Annotated in this window: 26 protein-coding genes and 1 riboswitch; of the genes, 8 read left to right on the top strand and 18 right to left on the bottom strand. The window is 63.7% G+C overall.

The window, feature by feature from the left end; genetic code table 11:
* Nucleotides 1–160: 160 nt before the first annotated feature.
* The 7 genes from NKI31_RS15180 to NKI31_RS15150 all read right to left on the bottom strand — a co-directional run bounded on the left by NKI31_RS15180 (nt 161) and on the right by NKI31_RS15150 (nt 7,175).
* Complete coding sequence (locus NKI31_RS15180) at nt 161–742, bottom strand: NAD(P)H-dependent oxidoreductase (protein WP_352651969.1); 582 nt, start codon at nt 740–742, stop codon at nt 161–163.
* On the bottom strand, nt 742–1,323 hold the full coding sequence (locus tag NKI31_RS15175) for an NAD(P)H-dependent oxidoreductase (protein WP_352651968.1): 582 nt from the start codon (nt 1,321–1,323) through the stop codon (nt 742–744). Before NKI31_RS15175 ends, NKI31_RS15180 begins: the two co-directional genes overlap by 1 nt.
* 283 nt (nt 1,324–1,606) lie before the next feature.
* Nucleotides 1,607–3,010, bottom strand: a complete 1,404-nt coding sequence (locus NKI31_RS15170; RefSeq protein ID WP_352652049.1) for an FAD-binding oxidoreductase — start codon at nt 3,008–3,010, stop codon at nt 1,607–1,609.
* Nucleotides 3,010–4,311 (bottom strand): cytosine deaminase, encoded by a 1,302-nt coding sequence (locus NKI31_RS15165; protein WP_352651967.1) that lies wholly within the window; start codon nt 4,309–4,311, stop codon nt 3,010–3,012. Before NKI31_RS15165 ends, NKI31_RS15170 begins: the two co-directional genes overlap by 1 nt.
* A 194-nt stretch (nt 4,312–4,505) precedes the next feature.
* Nucleotides 4,506–5,357 carry an ABC transporter permease gene (locus NKI31_RS15160; protein ID WP_023670772.1) on the bottom strand — a complete coding sequence of 284 codons (852 nt, stop codon included), beginning with the start codon at nt 5,355–5,357 and terminating at the stop codon, nt 4,506–4,508.
* The gene (locus NKI31_RS15155) at nt 5,344–6,168 is read right to left on the bottom strand and encodes an ABC transporter ATP-binding protein (protein WP_023685233.1); all 825 of its coding nucleotides are present in this window, start codon (nt 6,166–6,168) and stop codon (nt 5,344–5,346) included. Before NKI31_RS15155 ends, NKI31_RS15160 begins: the two co-directional genes overlap by 14 nt.
* A gap of 2 nt (nt 6,169–6,170) precedes the next feature.
* On the bottom strand, nt 6,171–7,175 hold the full coding sequence (locus NKI31_RS15150; protein WP_023670774.1) for an ABC transporter substrate-binding protein: 1,005 nt from the start codon (nt 7,173–7,175) through the stop codon (nt 6,171–6,173).
* Between the two features lie 255 nt (nt 7,176–7,430).
* Between NKI31_RS15150 and NKI31_RS15145 the strand changes: the two genes are divergently transcribed.
* Nucleotides 7,431–7,814 carry a RidA family protein gene (locus tag NKI31_RS15145; RefSeq protein WP_023670775.1) on the top strand — a complete coding sequence of 128 codons (384 nt, stop codon included), beginning with the start codon at nt 7,431–7,433 and terminating at the stop codon, nt 7,812–7,814.
* Between the two features lie 53 nt (nt 7,815–7,867).
* Nucleotides 7,868–8,671, top strand: a complete 804-nt coding sequence (locus NKI31_RS15140) for a creatininase family protein (RefSeq protein ID WP_023685232.1) — start codon at nt 7,868–7,870, stop codon at nt 8,669–8,671.
* Nucleotides 8,672–8,680: 9 nt separating this feature from the next.
* Here NKI31_RS15140 and NKI31_RS15135 read toward each other — a convergent pair whose 3' ends face one another.
* Together NKI31_RS15135 and cobD are read right to left on the bottom strand one after the other, a co-directional pair.
* Nucleotides 8,681–9,190 carry a tyrosine phosphatase family protein gene (locus NKI31_RS15135; RefSeq protein WP_023685231.1) on the bottom strand — a complete coding sequence of 170 codons (510 nt, stop codon included), beginning with the start codon at nt 9,188–9,190 and terminating at the stop codon, nt 8,681–8,683.
* Nucleotides 9,187–10,242: a threonine-phosphate decarboxylase CobD gene (cobD, locus tag NKI31_RS15130; protein WP_023685230.1), complete on the bottom strand. Its 1,056-nt coding sequence runs from the start codon at nt 10,240–10,242 to the stop codon at nt 9,187–9,189. The genes NKI31_RS15135 and cobD overlap by 4 nt, the downstream gene beginning before the upstream one ends.
* On the opposite strand from cobD, the gene cbiB reads away from it, so the two are divergent.
* Nucleotides 10,241–11,230: an adenosylcobinamide-phosphate synthase CbiB gene (gene cbiB, locus NKI31_RS15125; RefSeq protein WP_023685229.1), complete on the top strand. Its 990-nt coding sequence runs from the start codon at nt 10,241–10,243 to the stop codon at nt 11,228–11,230. The genes cobD and cbiB overlap by 2 nt on opposite strands.
* 14 nt (nt 11,231–11,244) lie before the next feature.
* On the opposite strand, the gene NKI31_RS15120 is transcribed toward cbiB, so the two are convergent.
* The 6 genes from NKI31_RS15120 to NKI31_RS15095 form a co-directional block, all read right to left on the bottom strand.
* Nucleotides 11,245–11,559 (bottom strand): hypothetical protein, encoded by a 315-nt coding sequence (locus NKI31_RS15120; RefSeq protein WP_023670780.1) that lies wholly within the window; start codon nt 11,557–11,559, stop codon nt 11,245–11,247.
* A gap of 24 nt (nt 11,560–11,583) precedes the next feature.
* Nucleotides 11,584–12,198 carry a cob(I)yrinic acid a,c-diamide adenosyltransferase gene (cobO, locus tag NKI31_RS15115; protein WP_023744682.1) on the bottom strand — a complete coding sequence of 205 codons (615 nt, stop codon included), beginning with the start codon at nt 12,196–12,198 and terminating at the stop codon, nt 11,584–11,586.
* Complete coding sequence (gene cobU, locus NKI31_RS15110; RefSeq protein WP_352651966.1) at nt 12,198–12,710, bottom strand: bifunctional adenosylcobinamide kinase/adenosylcobinamide-phosphate guanylyltransferase; 513 nt, start codon at nt 12,708–12,710, stop codon at nt 12,198–12,200. The genes cobO and cobU overlap by 1 nt, the downstream gene beginning before the upstream one ends.
* Nucleotides 12,703–13,506 (bottom strand): CbtA family protein, encoded by an 804-nt coding sequence (locus tag NKI31_RS15105; RefSeq protein ID WP_352651965.1) that lies wholly within the window; start codon nt 13,504–13,506, stop codon nt 12,703–12,705. Before NKI31_RS15105 ends, cobU begins: the two co-directional genes overlap by 8 nt.
* 15 nt (nt 13,507–13,521) lie before the next feature.
* The gene (locus tag NKI31_RS15100; RefSeq protein ID WP_023670784.1) at nt 13,522–13,701 is read right to left on the bottom strand and encodes a CbtB domain-containing protein; all 180 of its coding nucleotides are present in this window, start codon (nt 13,699–13,701) and stop codon (nt 13,522–13,524) included.
* A gap of 36 nt (nt 13,702–13,737) precedes the next feature.
* A riboswitch (cobalamin riboswitch) is annotated at nt 13,738–13,933 on the bottom strand.
* A gap of 67 nt (nt 13,934–14,000) precedes the next feature.
* On the bottom strand, nt 14,001–14,693 hold the full coding sequence (locus tag NKI31_RS15095) for a gamma-glutamylcyclotransferase (RefSeq protein WP_031196360.1): 693 nt from the start codon (nt 14,691–14,693) through the stop codon (nt 14,001–14,003).
* A gap of 136 nt (nt 14,694–14,829) precedes the next feature.
* Here NKI31_RS15095 and NKI31_RS15090 point away from each other — a divergent pair, with 136 nt between their 5' ends.
* Complete coding sequence (locus tag NKI31_RS15090) at nt 14,830–16,005, top strand: aromatic ring-hydroxylating oxygenase subunit alpha (RefSeq protein ID WP_352651964.1); 1,176 nt, start codon at nt 14,830–14,832, stop codon at nt 16,003–16,005.
* Nucleotides 16,006–16,012: 7 nt separating this feature from the next.
* Here NKI31_RS15090 and NKI31_RS15085 read toward each other — a convergent pair whose 3' ends face one another.
* On the bottom strand, nt 16,013–17,212 hold the full coding sequence (locus NKI31_RS15085; protein ID WP_352445494.1) for an MFS transporter: 1,200 nt from the start codon (nt 17,210–17,212) through the stop codon (nt 16,013–16,015).
* 232 nt (nt 17,213–17,444) lie between these two features.
* Between NKI31_RS15085 and NKI31_RS15080 the strand changes: the two genes are divergently transcribed.
* Both NKI31_RS15080 and NKI31_RS15075 read left to right on the top strand, forming a co-directional pair.
* A complete protein-coding gene (locus NKI31_RS15080; protein WP_352651963.1) occupies nt 17,445–18,455 on the top strand; it encodes an acetyltransferase domain-containing protein in 1,011 nt (336 codons plus the stop codon).
* On the top strand, nt 18,452–18,958 hold the full coding sequence (locus tag NKI31_RS15075) for a methyltransferase family protein (RefSeq protein WP_352651961.1): 507 nt from the start codon (nt 18,452–18,454) through the stop codon (nt 18,956–18,958). The genes NKI31_RS15080 and NKI31_RS15075 overlap by 4 nt, the downstream gene beginning before the upstream one ends.
* 308 nt (nt 18,959–19,266) lie before the next feature.
* Here the strand turns inward: NKI31_RS15075 and NKI31_RS15070 are convergent, their stop codons facing one another.
* Entirely contained in the window at nt 19,267–19,653 is a 387-nt protein-coding gene (locus NKI31_RS15070; RefSeq protein ID WP_352651959.1) for a MerR family transcriptional regulator, read from the bottom strand.
* Between the two features lie 158 nt (nt 19,654–19,811).
* The gene (gene mgtE, locus NKI31_RS15065; RefSeq protein WP_352651958.1) at nt 19,812–21,230 is read right to left on the bottom strand and encodes a magnesium transporter; all 1,419 of its coding nucleotides are present in this window, start codon (nt 21,228–21,230) and stop codon (nt 19,812–19,814) included.
* Nucleotides 21,231–21,497: 267 nt separating this feature from the next.
* Here mgtE and NKI31_RS15060 point away from each other — a divergent pair, with 267 nt between their 5' ends.
* Nucleotides 21,498–22,163, top strand: a complete 666-nt coding sequence (locus NKI31_RS15060) for a response regulator transcription factor (RefSeq protein WP_023698324.1) — start codon at nt 21,498–21,500, stop codon at nt 22,161–22,163.
* Between the two features lie 145 nt (nt 22,164–22,308).
* Nucleotides 22,309–23,499, top strand: coding sequence for an aminotransferase class V-fold PLP-dependent enzyme (locus tag NKI31_RS15055; RefSeq protein ID WP_352651957.1), 1,191 nt, complete (start codon nt 22,309–22,311; stop codon nt 23,497–23,499).

Below are 23,499 nucleotides of genomic sequence, written 5' to 3'. Positions count from 1 at the left end.
CCCTCCCCTTGTGGGGAGGGTCGGCTCGCAGTCGGAGCGAAGCGGCGATTGCGAGACGGGGTGGGGGGTGCGCCCTACGAGACCCCCCACCCCGCTTCGGAAAAGCCGCCTTGCGGCATTTGCTGCGCGACCCTCCCCACAAGGGGGAGGGTGAAGAAGCTCAAAACCGCTCCAGCTTCGCCCGCACCTTCACCAGAAACGCCGCCCTCGTCCTTGGCGTGGAGACGTCCATCAGGTAGTGCGCCAGGAAAAACGTCCGGCAGCGGCGGGCGCACAGCGCGCGCATACCGCGCAGCAAGGTCTTGCGGCCGGGCTGGCCGACAACGACGCTCCACCAGGTCGGCGCGCCGCAGGTGGTGATGACGCCGACCCTGGTGACATGTGTCATCAGCGACGTGATGCGCCCCTTGCCCAGCTTGAAGGCGACACCGGTCGCCCAGACCCGGTCGAGCCAGCCCTTCAGCATGGCCGGCAGCCCGTACCACCAGGTCGGATAGATGAACAGGATCGCCTCAGCCCAGGCGAGATGCTCGAAATGCGGTTTTAGGGCCGGATCCTCCGGCGCCCGCTCATTGTAGGCGCGCCGCTCCTCGCTACCCATCACCGGGTCGAATTTTTCGGCATAGAGGTCGAGCAGCCGTACCTCCCAACCCCGCGCCTTCAGCACGTCGACGGCGGTATCTCTGATCGCGGCGCAAAAACTTTCGGGCACCGGATGGCAATAGACCACCAGCACGCGCATCAGAATTCATCCATCCCGGCCGCGACCTTGGCCATGAAGGCTGCCCGCGTCTCGTCGGTCGACAGGTTCATCGAATAATGAGCGAGGTAGGACACCGAGGCGCCGGGCCTGATCGTCGCGCGCAGCATCCGCTTGACCAATCTGCGTGGCGGATCGCCCATCAGCATGGCGCGGAAGCGGCTGCCGCCATAGGTGGTGACGGCGGTCAGCTTGCGGATATTGTGGAGCGACGGCTGCGCCTTGCCGTCGGCCAATTTGAACGACACGCCGGGCAGAAACACGCGATCGAAATAACCCTTCAGGATGGCCGGAAAACCGTAGTTCCAGACGGGATATGACAGCACCAGCGCCTCAGCCCGCAGCAAACGCTCGACATGGGGCGCGGCCGGGTCCGCAGGGCTGCGTTGGTTATGATAATCCAGCCTCTCCCCGCGCGTCAGCCTGGGGTCGAAATCCTCGGCATAGAGATCGCAATCGTCGACCTTATGGCCGGCGGTCGTCAGCCGCTCGACGATCGTGCGGTGCAGGCTGGCATTGAAGCTGGTCTCCACCGGGTGTGCGTAAAGGACGAGGACTTTCATGGGAAATTGCTGGGCTCGGCGCGAGGCACCCCCCTCTGCCCTGCCGGGCATCTCCCCCTCAAGGGGGGAGATCGGACTGCCGCATCGCTTTCACTAATTGTCAGCGTGTCAGATTGGCTGCGGCGTTCAGGCTGCCAATCTCCCCCCTTGCGGGGGGTGAGAAGTGGTCGGCGAAGCCGATGGGAAGCCAATTGCTTGGCTTTCCAAACAACGAACGCCCGAAGCGGCAGCGTAGGGCCTGTGCCGGCAGGACAGAGGGGGGTGCTCAAGCTCAAACCTCTGCTCATTCTGCTTTCTGCAAACCCTTGAACAAAAAAGTCCGGCCCGAGCGATAGTCGTAATCCGGATTTTCCCAGGCGATCATCTTGCCGGGATTGAGCAGGCCTTGCGGATCGGTCTCGCGCTTGAAGGCGAGCTGGATTTCATCCGTCTGCTTCATGCCGCCCTCTTCCAGCGTGTAGCGGTGCGGGTTGAAGATCGGGCAGCCATTCTCCTCATGCAGCCGGATGATTTCGTTGAGCCGCGCCTCGGTGGTGAATTTCACCAGCGGCAGGCCGAAGCAGGTGATGTTGCCGTCGAGGCGCACGAATTCGAGATGCGAAAAGACCTCGTTCGGAAACATCGCGTCCATCTTCTCCACCAGCGCCAGCTGGTTGGGAAACGGATAGAGCGATTGCAGATAGGTGATCGCGGGATCGACCCGCAGTGCCCTGAGCGTGGTGTGGTTCCACGCCAGTTCGAAGCCCGGCGGCAGGCCCTTTTTCTCTTCGTCCGTTGCCGTCGCCGCATTGAAGATGACTTCGCCGCCGGCGCGGCGGGTGAAGGCGAGGAACGCGTCTAGCCCATGCCGGGCAACCATGACGACGCAGATGCTTTGCCCGTCCCGGAAGAACTTCTGGTGGCGCTTGAAATAGAGCTGCGGCACGGGCGCGGCGATCGGCGTGATCAGCTTGGTCAGGATGCCGTCCTGGCGTGCCAGCGCGTTGCCGTAGCGGGCTGCCGGCATGAAAGCGTCGAAGCCGACGATCACGTCGATCCATTCATAGGCTGCAGTCAGCGGCATCTCGACCTCGGTGATGATGCCGTTGGTGCCATAGGCGTGGGTGACCTTGTGCAGGTCCTCGCCGGCGAGTTCGAGCGCCTTCGGCTCCGCCTCCATAGTGACGACGCGCAGGCGCAGCACATTGCCGAAATCACGCAGACCGCCGAAATTGATCGAGCCGACGCCGCCCGAGCCGCCAGCGATGAAGCCGCCGATCGAGGCGGTGTTGTAGGTCGACGGCGACAGCCGCAGTTCCTGCCCGGAATGCGCGCGCGTCGCTCTGTCGATGTCGGCGAGGATCGCGCCCGGCCCGGTGACGACGCGGCCCGGCGCTATGGCCTTGATCTCGTTCATCTCGGCAAGGTTCAAAACCACGCCGCCCGATAGCGGCATCGCCTGACCGTAATTGCCGGTGCCGCTGCCGCGCGGCGTCACCGGAACGCCATGACGGTGGCAAGCGGCAAGCACGCGGATCAGTTCGGCCTCGTTCCTGGGCGTCACGATCAGGTCGCCGGTGACGTGGTCGAGCTGCTGCTTCAGCACCGGGCTGTACCAGTAGAAGTCGCGGCTCTTCTGCTGGATGATGGCCGGATTGTCGTCGAGCTTTATCCCGTCGAGATCGCGTTTGAGCGCCGAAACATCCATCATTCCACCATCAGTCCGTCGAGCTCGGCGTAATCGGGCAATTGTCTGTCGATCGCTCGTCCCGCGCGCACGACGATGCGATCCGATTCGGGCCGCGAGAGCAATTCCGTCCAGCTCCGCCCTTTGAAGACGATGAAATCGGCGCTGCCACCGGCTGCCAGTGTCCCGACACCGTCGAGCCGCATCACCTTGGCCGGCGTCGCCGCCACCGTCTGCGGCCAGTCGCCGACCGGATGGTCGAAATGCAGGATGCGCGTCGCCATGCGGTAGACCTCCAGCATGTCGAGATCGCCATAGGCATAGAACGGATCGCGGGTGTTGTCGGAGGCGACCGCGACCGGGATGCCCCTCGCCTTCATCTCGTGCAGCAGCGTCACGCCGCGCCAGCGTGGCGTGGTCTGGTCGGCGCGCCGGTCCTGCAGATAGAGATTGCACATTGGCAGCGACACCACCGCCAGCCGCGCCTTGGCCACCTTGTCGAGTGTATCGAGCACGTCGAGGTCCGGCTGGCGCGCCAGCGAGCAGCAATGTCCCACCAGGATGTTGCCCTCAAAACCGTTCCAGAGTGCGGCCTCGGCAATCTTCTTCAGCGAGATCGCCGCGATATCGTCGGTCTCGTCGGCGTGGAAATCGAGATCGAGCCCGTGCTTGTTCGCCTCGGCGAACACCTTGTCGAGAAGCTCTTCGAGATCCGGCACCATATAGGTGACGACGCCGAGCACGCCCTTGGCCGCAGCCACACGCTTGGCCAGCCTCTCGAACCACTTTCTGTCGCGCACGCCTTCGATGCCGAGCAGGCAGGCTGCCTGCAATTCGATGCGGCCGCGCCATTTCTCCCGCATCGCCTCGAACACCGGCCAGGAGATTTCCTCCTGTGGCGGCACGCTGTCGAGATGAGTGCGCAAGGCCTTGGTGCCGTGCGCGTAGGCCGAGCGCAAAGAGAAATCCATGCGCCGCGCCACGTCCTCGGCGCTCCAGCGCGCTGCACGGTCGGCGCTGGCGGCATTGAGCGCGCCCATGAAACTGCCGTCGGGATTGGGTTTGCGCGGCCAGATATGGCCCTTGTCGATGTGGGTGTGGCAATCGACGAAGCACGGCAGGATGATGCGGCCGGCAAGGTCGATGGCGGTGGCTGGCGCTTTTGATTTCTTGTGCGCGGCGATGCTGGAGAGCTTACCGTCGGCGACGGCGATGTCGGCCAGCGCGAAGCCGTCAGTATCGTAAGTGGTGGCAAGACCTGATGTCAGCGACCGGTGAAGGCGGACGTTGGTGAGATGGTACGAGCCAGAGGTCGGTATCAAGGACCGCCCCCCTCTGCCCTGCCGGGCATCTCCCCCTCAAGGGGGGAGATTGGCAGCTTTGCCGGCAGCACCCGTCTTCCAACGTCGATAATTGGCGAAATCCCGGATGACGTCCAATCTCCACTCTTGAGGGGGAGATGGCCGGCAGGCCAGAGGGGGGTGCTTCGCGCCAACGTCTCGCTCACCTCGTCACCCTACCGCTCCTGCTTCAGCGCGCTCTCGTGCCAGCGGCGCAGGATGAGATGCGACACCAGCGACAGCACCAGGAAGATCAATATGCCGGTGAGCGAGATCAGGATCAGCGCCGCGAAAAGCCTTGGCGCGTTGAGGCGGTAGCCGGCCTCGATGATGCGCGAGGCGAGCCCTGAGGATTGTCCCTGCGCGCCGGCGACGAACTCGGCCACCACGGCGCCGATCAGCGACAGACCGCCGGCGATCTTCAAGCCTCCTAGAAAATACGGCATGGCCGCCGGCAGTCTGAGATAGCGCAATTGCTGCCAGCGCGTCGCGCCGTTGAGCTTGAACATGTCGCGAAGATTGCGGTCGACCGAATTGAGGCCGAGCGTGGTGTTGGACAGGATCGGGAAGAACGCGACGATCCAGGCGCAAAGCAAAAGCTTCACCGTCTGGTTGTCCACATAGATGTTGATGAGCGGGAAGACCGCCACGATCGGTGTTACCTGCAGCACGATGGCGAAGGGAAAGAACGACATCTCCACCCATTTCGATTGCGCAAACAGCACCGCCAGTCCGACGCCGCCGACGACCGCGAGCAGCAGGCTGAGAAAGGTTATGCGCAACGTGACCAGCAGCGCGGAGAACAGGAGCCCGGCATCGCTATAGAGCGTCCACAGCACCACGCCGGGGCGCGGCAGAATATATTGCGGGATCGCGTTCCACACGCAAATGCGGTCCCACAGCCAGATCGCCAGGATCATGATCGCCAAAGGCAAGACCCACCGGCCGATCCGCTCCAGCCGCTCCTGGCGTACGCGGCCCGCCTCTTCCGCGTCGAGCGTTGCGGCATTCTGGTCAATGGCCGTCATGGTGCGGTCCGGCTGATGTGTTGATGGCGTTGACCAGGATGTCCGAGGCCTGGCGGCAGAGCGCGGCATAATCGGGCGAAGTGCGGAAAACCTCGTCTCGCGGATAGGAGGCGTCGATGGCAAGCTCGGCATGGACGCGGCCCGGCCGCGCCGCCATGACGACGACGCGGTTGGACAGGAACACGCTTTCGAAGACGCTGTGGGTGACGAAGACGACGGTGAAGCGCTCGTCCTGCCACAGCTCCAGAAGGTCGTTGTTGAGCTTGAAGCGGGTGATCTCGTCGAGTGCGGCGAACGGCTCGTCCATCAGCAGAATGCGCGGCTTCGTCACCATGGCGCGTGCGATCGAGACGCGCATCTTCATCCCGCCGGAAAGCTCGCGCGGCACGGCGTTCTCGAAGCCGGTCAGGTGCACCCGCTCCAGCATCTCCGTCACCGCCGGCGCCGCCTTGGCGCGCGACACGCCTTTCAGCCTGAGCGGCAGCCAGACATTGTCGAATACATTGGCCCAGGGCAGCAGCGTCGGTTCTTGGAAGACGAAGCCGATATTGGCGCGGTCGATCGAACCGCCCCAGTCGAGCTGACCGGATGTCGGCGTCGACAGGCCCGCGATCAGCCTCAACGCCGTTGACTTGCCGCAGCCGGACGGCCCGAGAAGGCTGACAAAATCGCCCTCGCGAATGGCGAGATCGACGTCGCTCAATGCAGTCACGCCATTGGAAAACACCTTGCCGACATGGCGCAGCGTCAGCAGCATCGGGCCTTCACCCGATGCCGTCATGGGCGCCTGCGCCATCTTTTCCAGCTTCACGACTACTTCTTCAGCTCGATCCCGACACCTTTGTTGATGAAGGCCAGCGTGTAGGCCTTCTTGATATCGATGCCCTCGGGCGTGACCTTGGCCTTGACCATCTTGTCATAGAAGCTCTTGATCCGGTCTTCGTTCATGGCGCCGATGCCGAGCTTTTCGGTGTCGCCGGAATCGGCCAGGCCGAACTTCTTCATCTGCTCGATCGAGAAGGCAATCTGCTCGTCGCTCATGTCGGGGTTGTCTTTCTTGATCATCTCGTTGGCGGCCTTGTTGTCGCCGTAGAGGTAGTTGTACCAGCCCTTGGCCGAGCCATCGACGAAGCACTGGACCACCTCCGGCCGCTTGTCGATCGTGTCCTGCATCACCTCGATCGTCGTCGAATAGGTGTCCCAGCCATAGTCGGCGAGCAGGAACTGGTTGGGCACGAAGCCGCCTTCCTTCTTGACCGCAAAAGGCTCCGAGGTGACGTAACCCTGCTGGATCGACTTCTTGTTGGCCAGGAATGGAGCGGTGTTGTAGGTGTACGGCACGCGCTTGGCGGCATCGAAACCGAGTTCGATGACCATCCACTGGAAGAAGGTCTGGACGCCCTCGTCGCCGAGAATGTACTGGTCGGCGTTCTTCAAATCCTCCCACTTGTCCAGCCCCTGCCCCGGGTGGGACATGATGACTTGAGGGTCCTTCTGGAAATCGGCTGCGACGACGCGCATCGGGATGCCCTGCTGGACGGCGTCGAAGGCCGACAGCAGATTGCCGCCCATGTAGAAATCGAGCTTGCCGGCCAGCAGCAGCGGCCGCCCGCTGACCTGCGGACCTCCCTGCGAAATCGTCACGTCGAGGCCACATGCAGCGTAGGTGCCGTCGGCGACGGCCTGGTAGTAGCCGCCATGCTCGGGCTCGGCCAGCCAGTTGGTGCCGAAGGTGACCTTCTCGTTTGCTGCCGCGCCGAACGTGCCGGCTCCAAGCAGCGCGACCGCAAGCGCTGAAATCTTCTGTTTTCCGTACATCGACACCACCCTTTGTTGGCTCCGGAGCGTCACGCGCCGGGCTCGACACCATTGATCCAAGAAGCAAGACACATGCCACCGCCCGGGCCGCCTGCTTGCGCGGCAGTCACTGCCAACACCGGACGGGTCATGCTGTGCGGGAGGCATCGTGCCTATTTTTTGGACGCCTGTCCACAATCGCCCTCGTGCCATGCACCACATCTTGAACGTACTATCGGTCACGTCTTAGGCTGGTCTCGCAGACAGGAGATTGCCATGTTCAGATACCTCGCGCCGAAGTCGATCAAGCCGCCTTTCGCCCGCTATAGCCACGGCGTCGAGGTGCCGCCAGGCAAGCGGCTGGTTCTGTGCTCCGGTCAGGTCGCCATCACGGCGGACGACCAGATCCCCGAGGATGCCGGCGCGCAGGCCGAGCTCTGCTTTCAAAACATAGCGGCGATTCTGGCTGAAGCCGGGCTGGGGCTAGGCGACATCGTGCGCATAAACGCCTACGTCACCGACCGCGCCTTTCTGCGGCCCTATATGGACGTCCGCGACCGCTTGTTTGCCAGCCCCGCGCCCGCCTCGACGCTGATGATCGTGTCAGGCTTTGCGCGGCCGGAGTTCAAGGTCGAGGTCGAGGCGATTGCGGCTGGGTGATCGACAGGCGACGTTTGGCGCGCTAGGTCTCCCTCACAGTCAAGAGGCATGACATGACCGTTGCAAACAGACGCGTTTGGTGGGGCGACTACCGGACCACCGAATACGCCGCGATCGATCCGGAGGCGACGATTGCCGTGCTGCCGGTGGCGGCGATCGAGCAGCACGGCCCGCATCTGCCTGTATCAACCGATACCTCGATCATGAACGGCATGCTGGAGACGGTCATCGCCCGCCTGCCCGGCGATCTCGACATCCGCATCCTGCCGGTCCAAACGGTCGGCAAGTCGAACGAGCATCTGCAGGCGCCGGGCACGCTCACCCTGCCGGCGGCCACCCTGGTCGATGCCTGGACCGAGCTTGGCCTGTCCGTTGCCCGCGCAGGCGTAAGGAAACTGATCGTCGTCAACTCGCATGGCGGCAATGAAGAGATCATGGGCATCGTCGCGCGCGAGCTGCGCGTGCGTGAGAGGATGCTGGCGGTGAAGACCAGCTGGCAGCGCTTCGGCCGCCCCGCCGGCATGTACACCGAGCTGGAAGACCGCCATGGCATCCATGGCGGCGACGTCGAGACCTCGTTGATGCTGCATTTTCGCCCGGAGTTAGTCGACATGGCCAAGGCCGACAATTTCGCCTCCAAGGTCGCCCGCGCCGAAACCGAATTTGCGCTGCTGCGCCACACCGGAACGCACGCTTTCGCCTGGATCGCTGGGGATCTCAACCCCAACGGCGTGGTCGGCGATGCCAGCATTGCCGCGGCCGAGAAAGGCCGACTGACGGCGGAGCATCAGGCCGACGGCTTCATCACCCTGTTGAAGGATGTGCGCAAGGCGAAGCTTGCCGACTGGCTGGCATAGCGGGCCGCCTTAGCCGTCGATCTTCAACACGAAAGGCGTACCCTCAAAAGCATCGGCGCCGCGTCCGATCGCCTCGATCGCTTCGATCATGCGGCCTTGTCGTGAGAGAAGAGCATCCGCGACGGCGATCAACCGTGGATTGGGTGTCGCCGAGGGCGAAAGCTTCCGCAATGTCTGCGCAAGTTCGACTTCGTCGCGCTTCGGGGCGAGCGCCGCCGCAATGATATAGGCCGAGGCGGTCGAGCGGCTGATGCCGGCATAGCAATGGACGACCATGGGTTTGGCGCGGTCCCATTTCCGGGCGAAATCGAGCAGATTGCGCACATGGCCTTCGCCGGGCATGGTCATGCCGTCCTGCGCCACCGCGATGTCGTGCATGACCAGATGCAGGTGGTTCTCCCTCGATATCGAGGCCGGCCGCGTCACCTCGGTGCCGGCAGCGAGCAGCGACAGCACGCGCTCGGCGCCGCTTTTGGCCACCGTCTCCTCAAGCTTTGCCAGCGAACAGATATGGATCATGGCGCGATCTCCTTCGACCCATCGTCGCGCCGTGCGCGCCAGTCGGCAAGCGCCGATTCGAGCCGCTGCCATTCCTCCTGACGTCCAGGCAGCCCCGCGCGGAGCACCTGGGGACGCTCGAAAAAATGCCTGAGCAATATGCCGCGCTCGCCGAGCGTCGAAAACAGCCCCGGTGCATCGGCAAGCCGGAGATAGCGAAACAGCGTCGTGCCGCCGGCGACAGCAACGCCAAAGCGCGAAAGCAGCGCATCGAGCCGCGCCGCATCCTGCGCCAGCCGCCGCCGCATGTCGGCCTGCCAGCCGCTGTCGGCAAGCGCGCGGATGCCGTATTCGAGCGCTGGGCCGGCGACCGCCCAAGGGCCGAATTGCGTTTCAAGCCTTTCGACCGTCACCGCACCGGAAAGTGCGAAGCCGAGCCGCAGGCCGGCGAGACCGAAGAATTTGCCAAACGAGCGCAGCACGACGATGCCGCCCCGCCCGACATCGCCGGCCAGGCTTTCCGCGTGCGGGCCGACATCCATGAAGGCTTCGTCGACGACCAGCAGACCGCCTATGGCGCGCAATGTCTCGGCAAGCCGAAGCAGCCTTTCCCGCGACACGACTCGCCCGTCGGGATTGTTGGGATTGACGACGATGGCAATTTCGGCTCCGGCAAGCGCCTCGAAATCGTCGACCTCCGCCACCGCATGGCCGGCAATCGCGGCGGCCCTGGCATGCTCGGCATAGGTCGGCCCGAGCACCAGCGCCTTGCCGGGGCTGACCAGCGAGGCGACGCGCGGCAGCAGGATCTGCGTGCCCGGGGCGACCGCCACATTCTCGTCCGAAGGCGCGCCATAGGCGCCGGCCGCGACCCTGGCCAGCTCACGCAGGCGCGCGGCTTCCGGCAATCGTGACAGGGCGGTGGCGGGCAGCTCGAAAAGCGGGTAGGAGTGCGGATTGATACCTGTCGAGAGATCGACGAAAGGTTGTGGCGCGTGAGGGAAGAGCGCCCTCGCCCGGCCAAGGGATCCACCGTGATCCACCACAGTAATCGCTCCATCAGAAAGCTTCATGTCGATCCTGATCGCTTTCCTGTCGCTGGCCATCGAACGCATCCTGGGTTACCCGGACTGGCTGTTCCGTGCCGTCGGCCATCCCGTCACCTGGTTCGGCAGGCTGATAGCCTTTCTCGACCTCAGGCTCAACCGCGACACTGATTCCGACGCGCTGCGTCGCCGCCGCGGCGTGCAGGCGCTGCTGGTGATCGTGCTGGTGCCGGCGGCAATCGCCTTCATCGTGCAAATCCTGCTCTGGCAGCTCTTTCCTGCCGGCATGATCATCACGGCAATCCTGGCCTCGTCGCTGCTGTCGCAAAAGAGCCTTACCGAACATGTCGAGGCGGTGGCCGATTCGCTGGATACCGGCGGGCTGGCGCTCGGCCGCATTGCGGTTGCGCGCATCGTCGGCCGCGACCCAGAGAAGCTCGACCATGCCGGCGTCAGCCGCGCCGCCATCGAAAGCCTGGCCGAGAATTTCTCCGACGGCATCGTTGCGCCCGCCTTCTGGACAGGTGTCTGCGGTCTGGCCGGCGGCGTCGCCTACAAGGCCGCCAACACCGCCGATTCGATGATCGGCCACCGCACCCCGCACCACGAGGCCTTCGGCCGCGCGGCGGCACTCTTCGACGACTGGATCAACCTGCCGGCGTCCCGGCTGACCGCGTTGCTGATCGTTGCCGCCGCCTTTCTCGTTGACGGCGCCGATCCCCGCAACGCCTGGCAAGCAATGCGGCGCGACGCCAAAAAGCACCGCTCGCCCAATGCCGGCTGGCCGGAGGCGGCGATGGCTGGCGCGCTCGGCTTGGCGCTCGCCGGCCCGCGCAGCTATGGCGGCGTCATCGTCGAGGACGCCTATATGGGCGAAGGCGGCCGCCGCGAGGCCGACAGCACCGACATCCGGCGGGCGCTGAAACTTTACCAGATAGCAGACTATCTGCTGATCGCGCTGTTTGGATTGCTCTCCGCGGTCGTCATCTACCTGGATGTTTTGATCTCGCAGTAGATGCGCCGCCTGACTCACCAAGAGACACGGACTTCCTTGGCGTTTGAATCCACCGCCGCGCCAAATCTTTTGATCGCGTAACCGCCGGCGGCCACTGCCGAGGATTTCAGCACAGGCTCAATCACAAGGAAAAGCTTCTCGGCGTCTGGCCCGTACAGATAGAGGGTGCATTTGCCCTCGCCAAACTCGTCGCCATCAAATTCGCCGACATGCGCATTCGAAACAGCTTGTTCCAACCGATCCTCCAGAACTTGGACCGATTGCCGCTCTTCCGGCGCCCCGAACTGACCGCCGCTCAGAAGAAGATAGACAATTACCGCTTGTTCCAACGGTCATCTCCCGAAGTTAGACCCTCAAAACTCGATTCCCTGCTGCGCCTTAACGCCTGCGGAAAAATGGTGTTTGGTCACGCCCATCTCGGTGACGAGGTCGGCCGCCTCGACCAGCGCCGGCTTGGCGTTGCGGCCGGTGACGACGACATGCAGACCTTCGCGCCGCGCTTTCAGCGCCGCCACCACTCTGTAGAGATCGAGATAGTCGTAACGCAGCGCGATGTTCAGTTCGTCCAGCACGACGAGGCTGATCGAGGGATCGGCGATCAGTTCCAGCGCCTTGGCCCAGGCGGCTTCGGCCGCCTTAATGTCGCGCTTCAGATCCTGCGTCTCCCAGGTGAAACCCTCGCCCATCGTGTGCCAGACGACGCGGTCGCCAAACGCCGCGAAGGCATCCTTCTCGCCGGTGTGCCATTTGCCCTTGATGAACTGGACGATTCCGACGCGCTTGCCATAGCCGAGCATGCGCAGCGCCAGCCCGAAGGCGGCCGTGGTCTTGCCCTTGCCGGGTCCGGTGTTGACGATCAGCAGCCCCTTCTCGACCGTCTTTTCCGCGACCTCGGCGTCCTGCACCGCCTTGCGTTTGGCCATCTTGGCGCGGTGGCGTTCTTCGTCTTTTGCGTCGATATCGGTCATCATTTCACCTTGAGCGGCAGCCCCGCCACCATCAGTAGCACCGTATCGGCAACCGCCGCGACCTGCTGGTTGAGACGGCCGGCGGCATCACGAAACCGGCGTGCGAGCGCATTGTCGGGCACGATGCCTTGCCCGACTTCGTTCGAGACAACGAGCCAGGGCCCGCGCGGCCGCGACAGCATGTCGGCTAGCCGCCGGCATTCCGCCTCGAGATCATGGTCGGAAAGCATATGATTGGTCAGCCACAGCGTCAGGCAATCGACGAGCACCGGCTGGTTGTCGGGCAAGGCTTCGAGCGCTCCGACAAGATCGAGCGGCGCGTCGATGGTCGCCCAGCCTTCGCCGCGCCGCGAGCGATGCAGCGCGATGCGCTCGCGCATCTCATCGTCATAGGCTTCGGCGGTGGCGATATAGGCCCATGGCGGCGGCAACGCCGTCGCCAGGGTTTCGGCATGCGCGGTCTTGCCGGGGCGCCCACCGCCGATGATAAAGGTCAAACTGCGATCAGGCAAAGCTGTCGCGCAGGCTGGTCGCCGAGTCGGTGAAGCGTTCGCGCACCACGCCAATGACGGCGCCGAGCACCAACCAGAACACCAGATTGGTCACCGTCACCGCCACCACGAACTGGTGATGCAGGCCTTCGGGGATCGGCGTCTCGAAACTGTCGGGCTGCGGCGCGCCGACAATATGCGGGGCGACGATCAGAACGACGGCAAGGACGGTCAGCGGCGCCGAGGTGCGGAAGGCGATCAAGGCAAGGCCAATGGCAGTCGCCACAACCGTCGCCACCCACCAGATCTGGCGCTGCATGAGATCGGCCGCCGGCATTGCCGGCAGTTCCGGCGGCAGGCCGAGGCCCGGAGCCAGCGTGAATACGGCAAAGCCGGCCAGACCCCAGAACACCCCCTGGCGCCAGTTGCCGATGCCGCCGGCGAATTCGGAAACCGCCACCAGGACCAGCGCGAACCCGATGCCGGTGACAATGTTGGCGACGACACTGAAGGCGAAGCGCTCGAAGCCGTCGGCCGGCGCCCAGCCTTCGTCCTCCGCCGGCGCGGCTGCTTCAGCCGGGGCTGCGCTGCTCACGGCATTTTCCGCCGGCGCGGCGGTGCTCATGGCATTGGTGTCCGCAGCGTTGGCGGCGGGCGCCGCGGCATGCTCATGCTCATGGCCGCCACCAGCCTTTTCGTAGACCTCCGCCTTGAGGATCAGCGGCACGGTGGCGTAGGCCTGCATGCAGGCGAGAGCGACACCGGCCACGAGCCCTGCGATCGCCGCGATGAACACGACGTTGCGAAACAGGTTCATGATGTCAGATCCTGGTCAGTGGCAGGGAAACGCCATCGAATGGCGATAGTCGTGCGCCGCATTGTGGACCGCATCGATGTGCGAGAAACCGACAACGCCGACGACGAAAATGCCCAGAAACGCGCTAAGCACGAGCTGCATGAAGCGCGACTGCGAGGAGACGGAAGCGCCGAGGGAGACGGAAGCGGTATTCATATCTTGTCCTTTCGCCCTCCACCCGAGGGCATCGAAGTCAGTTCCCTGTCGCCGGCAGGTCTCCTGGCTCGCGGATCAGCGCCCTTCCCCACCTTCCCGAAGAAAAAATCCCCAGTGGCTTGGAGAGGACTACCGCACACAGTTGCGGGGGCAGCCACGGCATTGGGCAACAAGTCAGCCCTCACCGCATTCCCTCTTGGTCCCTAACGGAACCGACGACATGCATGACTATAGGCTGAAACGGCCGCATCCGGCAAACCAAATTCCGCCGGCCAACAGCGCGAATGCGCCATGCGGCGTTACGGGTTCAACGCGGTGATCCGCTCGGCAACCAGCCGCTGCAGCCGCCACAGATGGCGATCGTGAATGCCGCGCTCTTCAAGGTTTTTCACCGTGTTGTAGAGATAGTCGGCGCCCGACCCCCAGTGCCCGCAGGACGTTGCCAGCCTTTCGACGACCTTGCCCTCGTCGAGCGGTCCTGAATAGGTCAGGCCGTTGCGGTTGATGACGAAGGCCAATGCCCTGAGCGGTCCGGCCTCGCTTGCAAGCTTGAGCATGCGCGGCCGGTAGCTTGTCGGCTTCAGCGTGACTTCGCGCCGGAAAAGCCGGCCCAACTGCTCGCGCCGGTTATTGTCGGTCAGCCGAAAGGCGACGCCCTTGCATTGTCCGCCACGGTCCAGCGCCATCATCAGGCCGGGGCTGTCCTTGGTGCCGCGCCAGCGCGTCATGTTCATGCAAAAGGACCGATGCCAGCCGCGCGCCAAGGCAACGCGGTCCTCGACATAATCTATTTCCGGTTTCCAGATCAGCGATCCATAGCCGAACAGCCATAGCGGTTCGCTGTCCGGGAGTTCGACCTGCAATTCATCCAGCAGCGCGTCATAGTCGGCTTCATCGAGATGCATCGCGTCCGGATCCGGCCCGGGGTCCCTGATCTCGCGCCAGCAGCGCGCGACCAGCTCCGGCGTAAGCGACATCTGTCGTGCGGCCACTTTCCGAATCCCCCCAATTTCCGAATGTCCCGTGTCTACGACATGATTATGCGCCGCGCCTGCAACCGGCAATGCGGCACTCTGATTGACAAACGATTTGCCGGGGTGTCGGCTGACGCTTCATAGGAAGCCAGCCATGCATCCCAGCCCGAGCGAGCGCGACCCCTATAACGGCCTGAGCCGGGCCGAACCGACGCTACCGTCGTTGGCCTATTGGGATAGCGAGGCTTACCAGCGCGATCTCGACGCCATCTGGCACAAAAGCTGGCTGCTCGTCTGCCGCGAGGCCGACCTCGCCCAGCCGCTGGCGTTCAGGACATTCCGCGTCGGCACGCAGGAAATCGTCGTGCTGCGCGACGACACCGGCGAGTTGCGCGCCTTCCACAACACCTGCCGGCATCGCGGCTCGCAGCTTTGCCAGGAAAGCGAGGGCCGGCTGAAAGCGCGGCTCATCACTTGCCCCTACCACGCCTGGTCCTACTCGCTGCGCGGCGATCTCGTGCGCGTTCCCTCGAAATCGCTGCCAGATGGTTTCGACAAGGCCGATCATCCGCTCTACCGGGTGGCGCTGTCGGTGTGGCGCGGTTTTGTCTTTGTGAACCTTCAGCAGGCTGCGGCCGGCTCCGCCGGGACCTCCTTCGATCCCGCATCCGGCGACCTCGCCAACTGGCCGCTGGAAACGCTGGTATCAGGCCATGTCCTGCGCAAGGTGATGAACTGCAACTGGAAGATCTTCTGGGAGAACTTCAACGAGTGCCTGCATTGCCCAGGCGTCCACAAGGACCTGTCTCGGCTGGTGCCGATATACGGCCGCGGCCTGATGAGCCGGCACGACGACCCCGACTGGGTCCGCCATGCCGACAATGACGCGCCGGAGTTTTCGGGTGGCCTGCGCGCCGGCGCCGAGACCTGGTCGCGCGACGGACATGCCCATGGCCCGGTCTTCCCGGGCCTGACGCCAGCCGAGAGTGCGGCCGGACAGACCTATGCCACCAGCCTGCCCTCGATGTTCATCGTCGGCCATGTCGATTATGTCAGGACGGTGCGACTGATGCCGCTCGGTCCCGAACAGACCGAACTCACCGCCGAATGGCTGTTCGCGCCCGAGGCGCTGGCTGAGACGGACATCGACAATGTCGTCGCCTTCGGCACCCAGGTGCTGGAGGAGGATGCCGCGATCTGCGAGATCAACCAGAAAGGCCTGCGCTCCATGCGTCACGCGGCCGGCGTGCTGATGCCGGAGGAGTACGATCTGCACCGCTTCCACAACTGGGTGCGCGAGCGGCATGCAGCGCTTGAGGCAACCGCCTGATCGGCGACTAAAGCGACTTCGGCAGATAGCGCCAGGTGATAAAGCCGCAAACAGCGGCCAGGATGCCCAGCGTCACGAACACCGAGCCGAGGCCGAAAAACGCCAGCACCACCGAATAGACCAGCGGCGGCGTCAGCTCGGAAAAGTCGAGATAGGTGCGGTAGACCGCGGCCATCTGCGCCCGCTCATAGGACCGCACCGAGCGCATGAAGGCGGTCGAGCCCAGTGCATCGAGCGCGATGGTGAAGAAGGCGCCGCAGAGCAGGAAAAAGCCCGTAAGCAGCGGCGCGGTAGTGCCGACCGCGCCCGCCGCAAGCAGCGTCGCCGACATCGCGAAATAGGCGAAGGTCATGGTGCGCCGGCCGCCGAAGCGTTTTCCCGCTTTGCCCCAGAAGATCGCCATGAACAACAGCGCATTGCCGGCCGAAACCAGCAGGCCGCCGGCAAGCTTGCCCTCGCCGGTAATCACCATGAACAGCGGCCCGTAGACGAAGAACGTCGTCCAGAAGCAGGAGCGGCCGAAGGCGATCAGCCAGGCCAGCCTGAGCCTGGGTTGTGCTACGAAGCGGCCGATATTGGCCAGCGGATTGGCCGGCCGTGTCTTGCCCGGCCGGATCGACCGGTTGTCGCCCAGCCTGTAGGTCCAGAACAGCGCCAGCAAGGCCAACGCAAACACCGCGACCGCGCCATGCGCGGCATAGATGCCGTAGCGTGTGTAGAGGAAGATGCCGAGTGTCGGCCCGCCGGTCCAGGCCAGCATCGACCACGCCATGCGCAGCGATTCGGCCTGCATGAAATCGGTCTTGCGGATGTGGTCCATGATGTAGAGGTTGAGCGTGATCGACAGGGCGCTCGCCCCCATGACGCGGCACAGCATGCCTGTCAGTTGCCCGGCAAGCGTGTGGGTGACGAAGAACAGAGAGCCTATCGCCAGCAGGCAGGCGCCGGCGGTATAGACCCAGCGCCGGGCAAACCTGCGGATCAACATCGGCATGAACAAGGTCACCGACAGGCCGAGCAGCGCCACGATGGTGTAGAGGATCGAGACGATCTGCTCGTTGTGCAGAATCTCATAAGCCTGGATCGGGATGACGCTCGATACCGTGGCGCGGGCGAAGGATTCGACCGCATAGAGCGAGGCAAAGGTGCGCGCATCCGCCGGACGCAGGGCTGGCAGCCAGATCGGATGGCGCACATGGGTGGACATTTGATCCCCAAATCAGACTCGCAGCCCAAATCTGCGCTGGCGCTTCCTCCGCCGGTAACAGGAAACCGACCCCTTCCCGGCAAAAAGCGAATTCGGCCAAAGGCTTTCCGGCTCTGGCCTAAAGCGCCGCGCGATGCAGCCGCACGGCGCGACCCGGAGCGTAGAGGGCGGCCTTCTTTTGTCCGGTGCAACCGTGATAGTCGTCTTTGGGGCTGAATCAGATCGCGAGACCATGAGCATCCATACCGCACCCCCTGGAGATCAACTGAAGCGAGATCAACCGAAGCGCATCGTCGCCATCGATGTCGTACGCGGCATCGCGCTGATCGCCATGGCGAGCTACCACTTCACCTGGGATCTCGAAAATTTCCACTACACCGACCCCGGCCTCACCGCCGTCGGCTGGTGGAAGATCTATGCGCGCTGCATCGCCTCGACCTTCCTGTTCCTGGTCGGCGTCAGCCTGTTTCTCGCTCATGGCAGGCAGATCCGCTGGACCGGCTTCTGGAAACGTTTTGCCATGGTCGCCGTCGCGGCCGCCGCCATATCGGCGGTCACGTACTTCATCACGCCGGACAGCTTCATCTTCTTCGGCATCCTGCATCAGATCGCGCTGGCCAGCCTGCTCGGCCTTTTGTTCTTGCGGCTGCCGTCCTTGCTGACGCTTGTCGTGGCGGCAGTGGTGATCGCCGGGCCGATCTATTTCAGATCCGAAGCCTTCGATCATCCGGCGCTGTGGTGGGTCGGCCTGTCGGCGATCAACCCGCGCTCCAACGATTACGTGCCGCTTTTTCCCTGGTTCGGCGCCGTGCTTCTCGGCATCGCCGCGGCAAAGTTTGCGTCCACCACTGGCCTGCTGGCGCGGCTGGCCACGCTGGCATCAGGAAGCTGGACCAGGCCGCTCACCTTCATCGGCCGCCACAGCCTGGCTTTCTATCTGATCCACCAGCCTCTGCTGTTCGGCTGCGTCTGGCTGTTCTCGCAGATCGCGCCGGCGCCGGTCGAGACACGGGAAGTGGTCTTCCTCAAGGAATGCCAGGTATCCTGCGAACAGCAGCGCGACACGGAGTTCTGCACCAGCTATTGTGTGTGCATGCTGGACACGCTGCAAAGCGAAGCGGCATTCGACCGGCTCTACAATGGTGACCAGACCCCGGAGTTCAAAGCGCATCTCGGTGAACTCGCCGGCATCTGCACCGCAAGGACGGAGGAGAGTCCGATGACGCAGGGAGGGCAACAATGACCGACAAGCTCACAAAACCCGGGCTGGCAAAACCCGATCTACCGAGACCACGGCTGATCCCATGGCCGCCGCTGATCTACATCGCCGCCATTGCCATCAGCATCGCGCTCGGCCTGTTCTATCCCCTGCCCTGGATCGGCGACCTCTTGGGCGACCTTTTGTTTGCCGCCGGCTTTGTGGTGCTGTTTGCCGTCGCAGCCCTCTGGTTCACCGCTATCCGCACCATGATCCGGGCCAAAACGACGATGAACCCCAATGGCGTGCCGGATCATCTGGTGACGTCTGGCCCGTTCGGCGTGACGCGCAACCCGATGTATCTGGCCAACACGCTGCTTTTGATCGGCGTCGCCTTCGTCTCGGGGATCGTATGGTTCCTGCCGCTGGCCCTGATCGCGGCTTTTGCAACGCAGAAGGTCGCCATCGAGAGCGAGGAGAAGGTGCTGTTCGCCAAATTCGGCAAGAAGTACCGCGACTATACGAAGCGGGTGCGCCGGTGGATTTGAGGCGGGTGTGATCGCTGGCAGGGTTCGCATGCCTTGGCGACTAGCCGAACGCCCATCTCTTCGTCATCCACGGGCGGAGCAAGGAGCGTAGCGATGCAGCATAGACCCGAGGATCCATGCCGCGACTCCAGAGCGTTGCTATGGTCCAGAATTCGCTACCGCTGCACTCCACGACCGATGTCACGGAATGGATTCTAGGGTCTCCGCGGCGGAGCTTCGCTCCTGCTTCGCCCTAGAATGACGAAGTGTGGAAGGCCTCCGCTAATCGCGAACGTTTGCGACGGGCGCGCAAACGCTCGACGATCCGCTCAGGTATTTACCCCCAACTCCGCCAGCCGCTCGACGCAAGACTCCTCCGCTTGGTCGAGCTCCGCCAGCGTCTCCTCGAGATCGCGGCGCTTCTGGCGCAAATCCTCGCGCTTTTCCTCGATGCGCTTGATCATCAGGTTGAGTTGACCGACCTCGCCGGGCGGTTCCTTGTACATCTGGATGATTTCGCGGATCTCGTTGATCGAGAAGCCGAGCCGTTTTCCGCGCATGATCTGACGGATCAGATGCCGGTCAGATGGACGAAACAGCCTTGTGCGGCCCCGCCGGACCGGTTGCACCAGCCCCTCGTCCTCATAGAAGCGCAGCGTCCGCGTCGACACGTCGAATTCGCGGGTCAGTTCGGTGATCGAATAATATTCCCGCATCTTTGCTCCAAATGTCGGAACATCGGAAAACGCCCGGTCGCCCGGGATTTCCATCGCATTCCGATCAACCCCGTTCCAAGCCGGACTCGGCATGAAACCCCGCGCAAGCCTCGCACCACATTTACGTAAAAGTCAATTGAACCCGCAACGCCTCTTTCTCAAGGGATAGCGAACCACCAGGTGGCCAGCCCGAGGAAGGCAAAGAAGCCAACGACGTCGGTGACCGTAGTGACGAAAACCGCCGACGCCACCGCCGGGTCGATCTTGAACCGGTCGAGGAATAGCGGGATCAGGATACCGGCAAGGGCTGCCACGAACATATTGATGATCATCGCCGCCGCTATGATGCCGCCCAGATTGGGATCGCGGAACCAGACGGCCGCGACGATGCCGATCAGCACGGCGAAGATGATGCCGTTGATGGAACCCACGCCCATTTCGCGGCGGATGATGCGGCCGGCATTGTAGATGTCGAGATCCCTGGTCGCTAGCGCGCGCACGGTGACGGTCATGGTCTGCGAACCGGCATTGCCGCCCATGCCGGCCACGATCGGCATCAGCACGGCCAGTGCCACAATATGCTCGATGGTGCGGTCGAACAGGCCGATCACCGATGCCGCCAGGAACGCCGTCAACAGGTTGACCAGCAGCCAGGGCACGCGCGAGCGCGAGGTCGAAAAAATGCTGTCGGACAACTCTTCGTCGCCGACGCCGCCCATGCGCAGCAGATCTTCCTCGGCCTCCTGCTGGATGACGTCGACGACGTCGTCGATGGTCAGCACGCCGACCAGCCGCTCGTTCTCGTCGACGACGGCGGCGGACAGAAGATCGTATTGCTCGAAGTCCCGCGCCGCCTCTTCCTGGTCCATGGTGGCCGGAATGGCGTGCCTCGTCTCGTGCATCACGTCTCCGACCTTGGTCGTGCGCTTGGTGCGCAGGATCTGGTCGAGGTCGATGGCGCCGAGCAACTTGAAGCTTGGATCGATGACGAAGATCTGGCTGAAGCGCTCGGGCAGGTTCTTGTCTTCGCGCATGTAGTCGATGGTCTGGCCTATGGTCCAGAACGGCGGCACGGCGACAAACTCGGTCTGCATGCGGCGACCGGCGGTCTCTTCCGGGTAGTCGAGCGAGCGGCGCAGCCTGATCCGCTCGGTGAACGGCAGCTGCGACAGGATCTCGTCCTGGTCTTCCTTTTCAAGGTCTTCGAGAATGTAGACCGCGTCGTCGGAATCGAGGTCCTGCATGCCCTGGGCAATTTGCTCATTGGGCATATTGTCGACGATATCGCGGCGGATCGCCTCGTCGACCTCGGTCAGCGACGAGAAGTCGAAATCGGCGCCGAGCAGTTCGACAAGGGCGCGACGCTGTTCGGGGTGCAGGGCCTCCAGCAGATCGCCAAGTTCCGACTGGTGCAGGTCGTCGACTTCGCGCTTCAGCGTCAGCGTATCGCGATCGGCGATCGCCGCCCCGATCTGGGCCAGGAATGATGACAGGACGGCGCCGTCCTCGCCATAGATGTCGGCGTGGGCATCGTCAGCGGCTTTGGCGCCGGTCGTGTGGTCGTCCTGGCGTTCCACCAGCGGCTCCCGCCATGGGAATTTCGGAAAAGGTGCCTGTCAGGTCTAGCGCGCAACGCACGGGAATATCAAACGAAATGCGCCCCGCCCTGCATATGGGGAGAGAGCGATTTCATCAGGATATGACGCCGCCCAGGATTCAGGCGGCGCGACAGCACATGTCGCTGGGGAAAGAGCACCCCAGCACGGTTGGGGCAGAATTGTCATGATGCAGGTCCAGGCAAAGGCCTGACCCGCCCAGGCGACAACCAGAACAGCCGGAAGCCCTTGAAGATCAGGTCGCAGACGCAGAAGGCAATCGAGGAACGGCGCGTGCGCGTGGTCGTGGCCGAACGCAATCCGCTCGTCATATCGGCGCTGCGCGACATGCTGGACTGCGACGGGCGCTTCGATCTCAGGGCCTGCGTGCAAAGCGGCAGGCATTTTCTGGAATTGGCAGCCGAAGCGGAATTCGACGTCGCCGTTATCGGCTGGAAGCTCTCCGACATGGACGGCGCCGATGTGCTGGCCGAGGTTCACAGCCGCAAGCTCGGCGTGCGCATCGCGGTGTTTTCCAACGACCACGACATCGGCATCCTGAAGCAGTGCGTGCGGCTCGGCGCCCAGGGCTACTGCTTCCAGTTCGACGATCCGGCGATCATCTTCGAGACCATCCTGGCCGTCGCGCATGGCCGCATCTGCATCCCCTACATCGACATCAACAAGGTCAACGACACACCCTTGTCGCTGCTCACCGTGCGCGAGCGCGAGCTGCTGGCGGTGCTGTCCGACGGCTGGACGAATCTGCAGATCGCTACGCGGACCGGGATTTCCGAGAACACGGTGAAATACCACCTCAAGAACCTCTACGACAAGCTCGACGTCCGCAACCGGGCGATGGCCGTCGCGCTCTATGCGCGCGAGCGGCGTACCCAGAAGCAGCCGTTCGGGTAGGCGAGCGATGAGCCGCGGGTAGGTCACCCGGGTAGGCAAGCCCCACCCGCGCGCGGCAAGATGTTACCCCTTGAGGTGTTGTTGCCATTAGCCGTCGAGACGAAACTCCCCTCACCGCTTTGCTGGATCAGGAGGAGTTCGCGACATGGCTGGTTTCACCCATCTTTTCATTCCCGGACCGACCAACATTCCCGAACAGGTCCGGCAGGCGATGAACCTGCCGATGGAGGACATGCGCGCAGCATCCTTCCCCGATCTCACGCTGCCGCTGTTCGAGGACATCAAGACGGTTTTCAAGAACGAGACCGGCCGCGTTTTCATCTACCCCTCCTCCGGCACCGGCGCCTGGGAAGCGGCGATGACCAATGTGCTCAGCCCTGGTGACCGCGTGCTGATGTCGCGCTTCGGCCAGTTCTCGCATCTGTGGGTCGACATGGCCGAGCGCCTCGGCTTCGACGTCGATGTCATCGACTGCGAATGGGGAACCGGCGTGCCGCTCGAGCTCTATGCCGAGCGGCTGAAGGCTGACAAGGCGCACCGCATCAAGGCAGTCTTCTGCACCCAGAACGAGACCGCGACCGGCGTGACCAGCGACGTCGCCGGTTGCCGCGCCGCGCTCGACGACGCCAATCACCCTGCCCTTCTCTTTGTCGACGGCGTGTCGTCGATCGGCTCGATCGACTTCCGCCAGGAGGAATGGGGCGTCGACTGCGCGGTCAGCGGCTCGCAGAAGGGTTTCATGCTGCCCGCCGGCCTCGGTTTCCTCTCCGTCAGCAAGAAGGCACTGGTGGCGTCGCGGAGCGCCACCCACCGCCGCTGCTTCTTCTCCTTCGAAGACATGATCCGCGCCAACGACGCCGGCTATTTCCCTTATACGCCGGCGACGCAGCTGCTGCGCGGCCTGCGCGCCTCGCTCGACCTGATCGCCGAGGAAGGGCTGGAAAACATCTTCGCCCGTCACCATCACCTCGCCGAAGGCGTGCGCAAGGCGGTCGACGCCTGGGGCCTGAAGCTCTGCGCCAAGGCGCCGAAATGGCACTCCGACACCGTCAGCGCCATCCTGGTGCCGGACGGCGTCGACAGCGGCGATGTGGTCAAGCGCGCCTACCAGAAGTACCAGACCTCGCTCGGCGGCGGCCTCAACAAGGTGATCGGCAAGGTCTTCCGCATCGGCCATCTCGGCTGGCTGAACGAGGTGATGGTGCTGGCCTCGCTCTCGGCCGCCGAAATGGCGCTGCTCGACTGCGGCGTGCGGCTGGCGCCGGGCTCGGGCGTCGGCGCCGCCATCCAGCACTTCCGCGCCTCGGCCGCCGTGCCGGTCGCCGAAGCCGCCTGA

Source organism: Mesorhizobium sp. M0659 (assembly GCF_040320605.1).
GTDB lineage: Bacteria > Pseudomonadota > Alphaproteobacteria > Rhizobiales > Rhizobiaceae > Mesorhizobium.
This window is presented reverse-complemented; position numbering and strand designations above follow the sequence as displayed.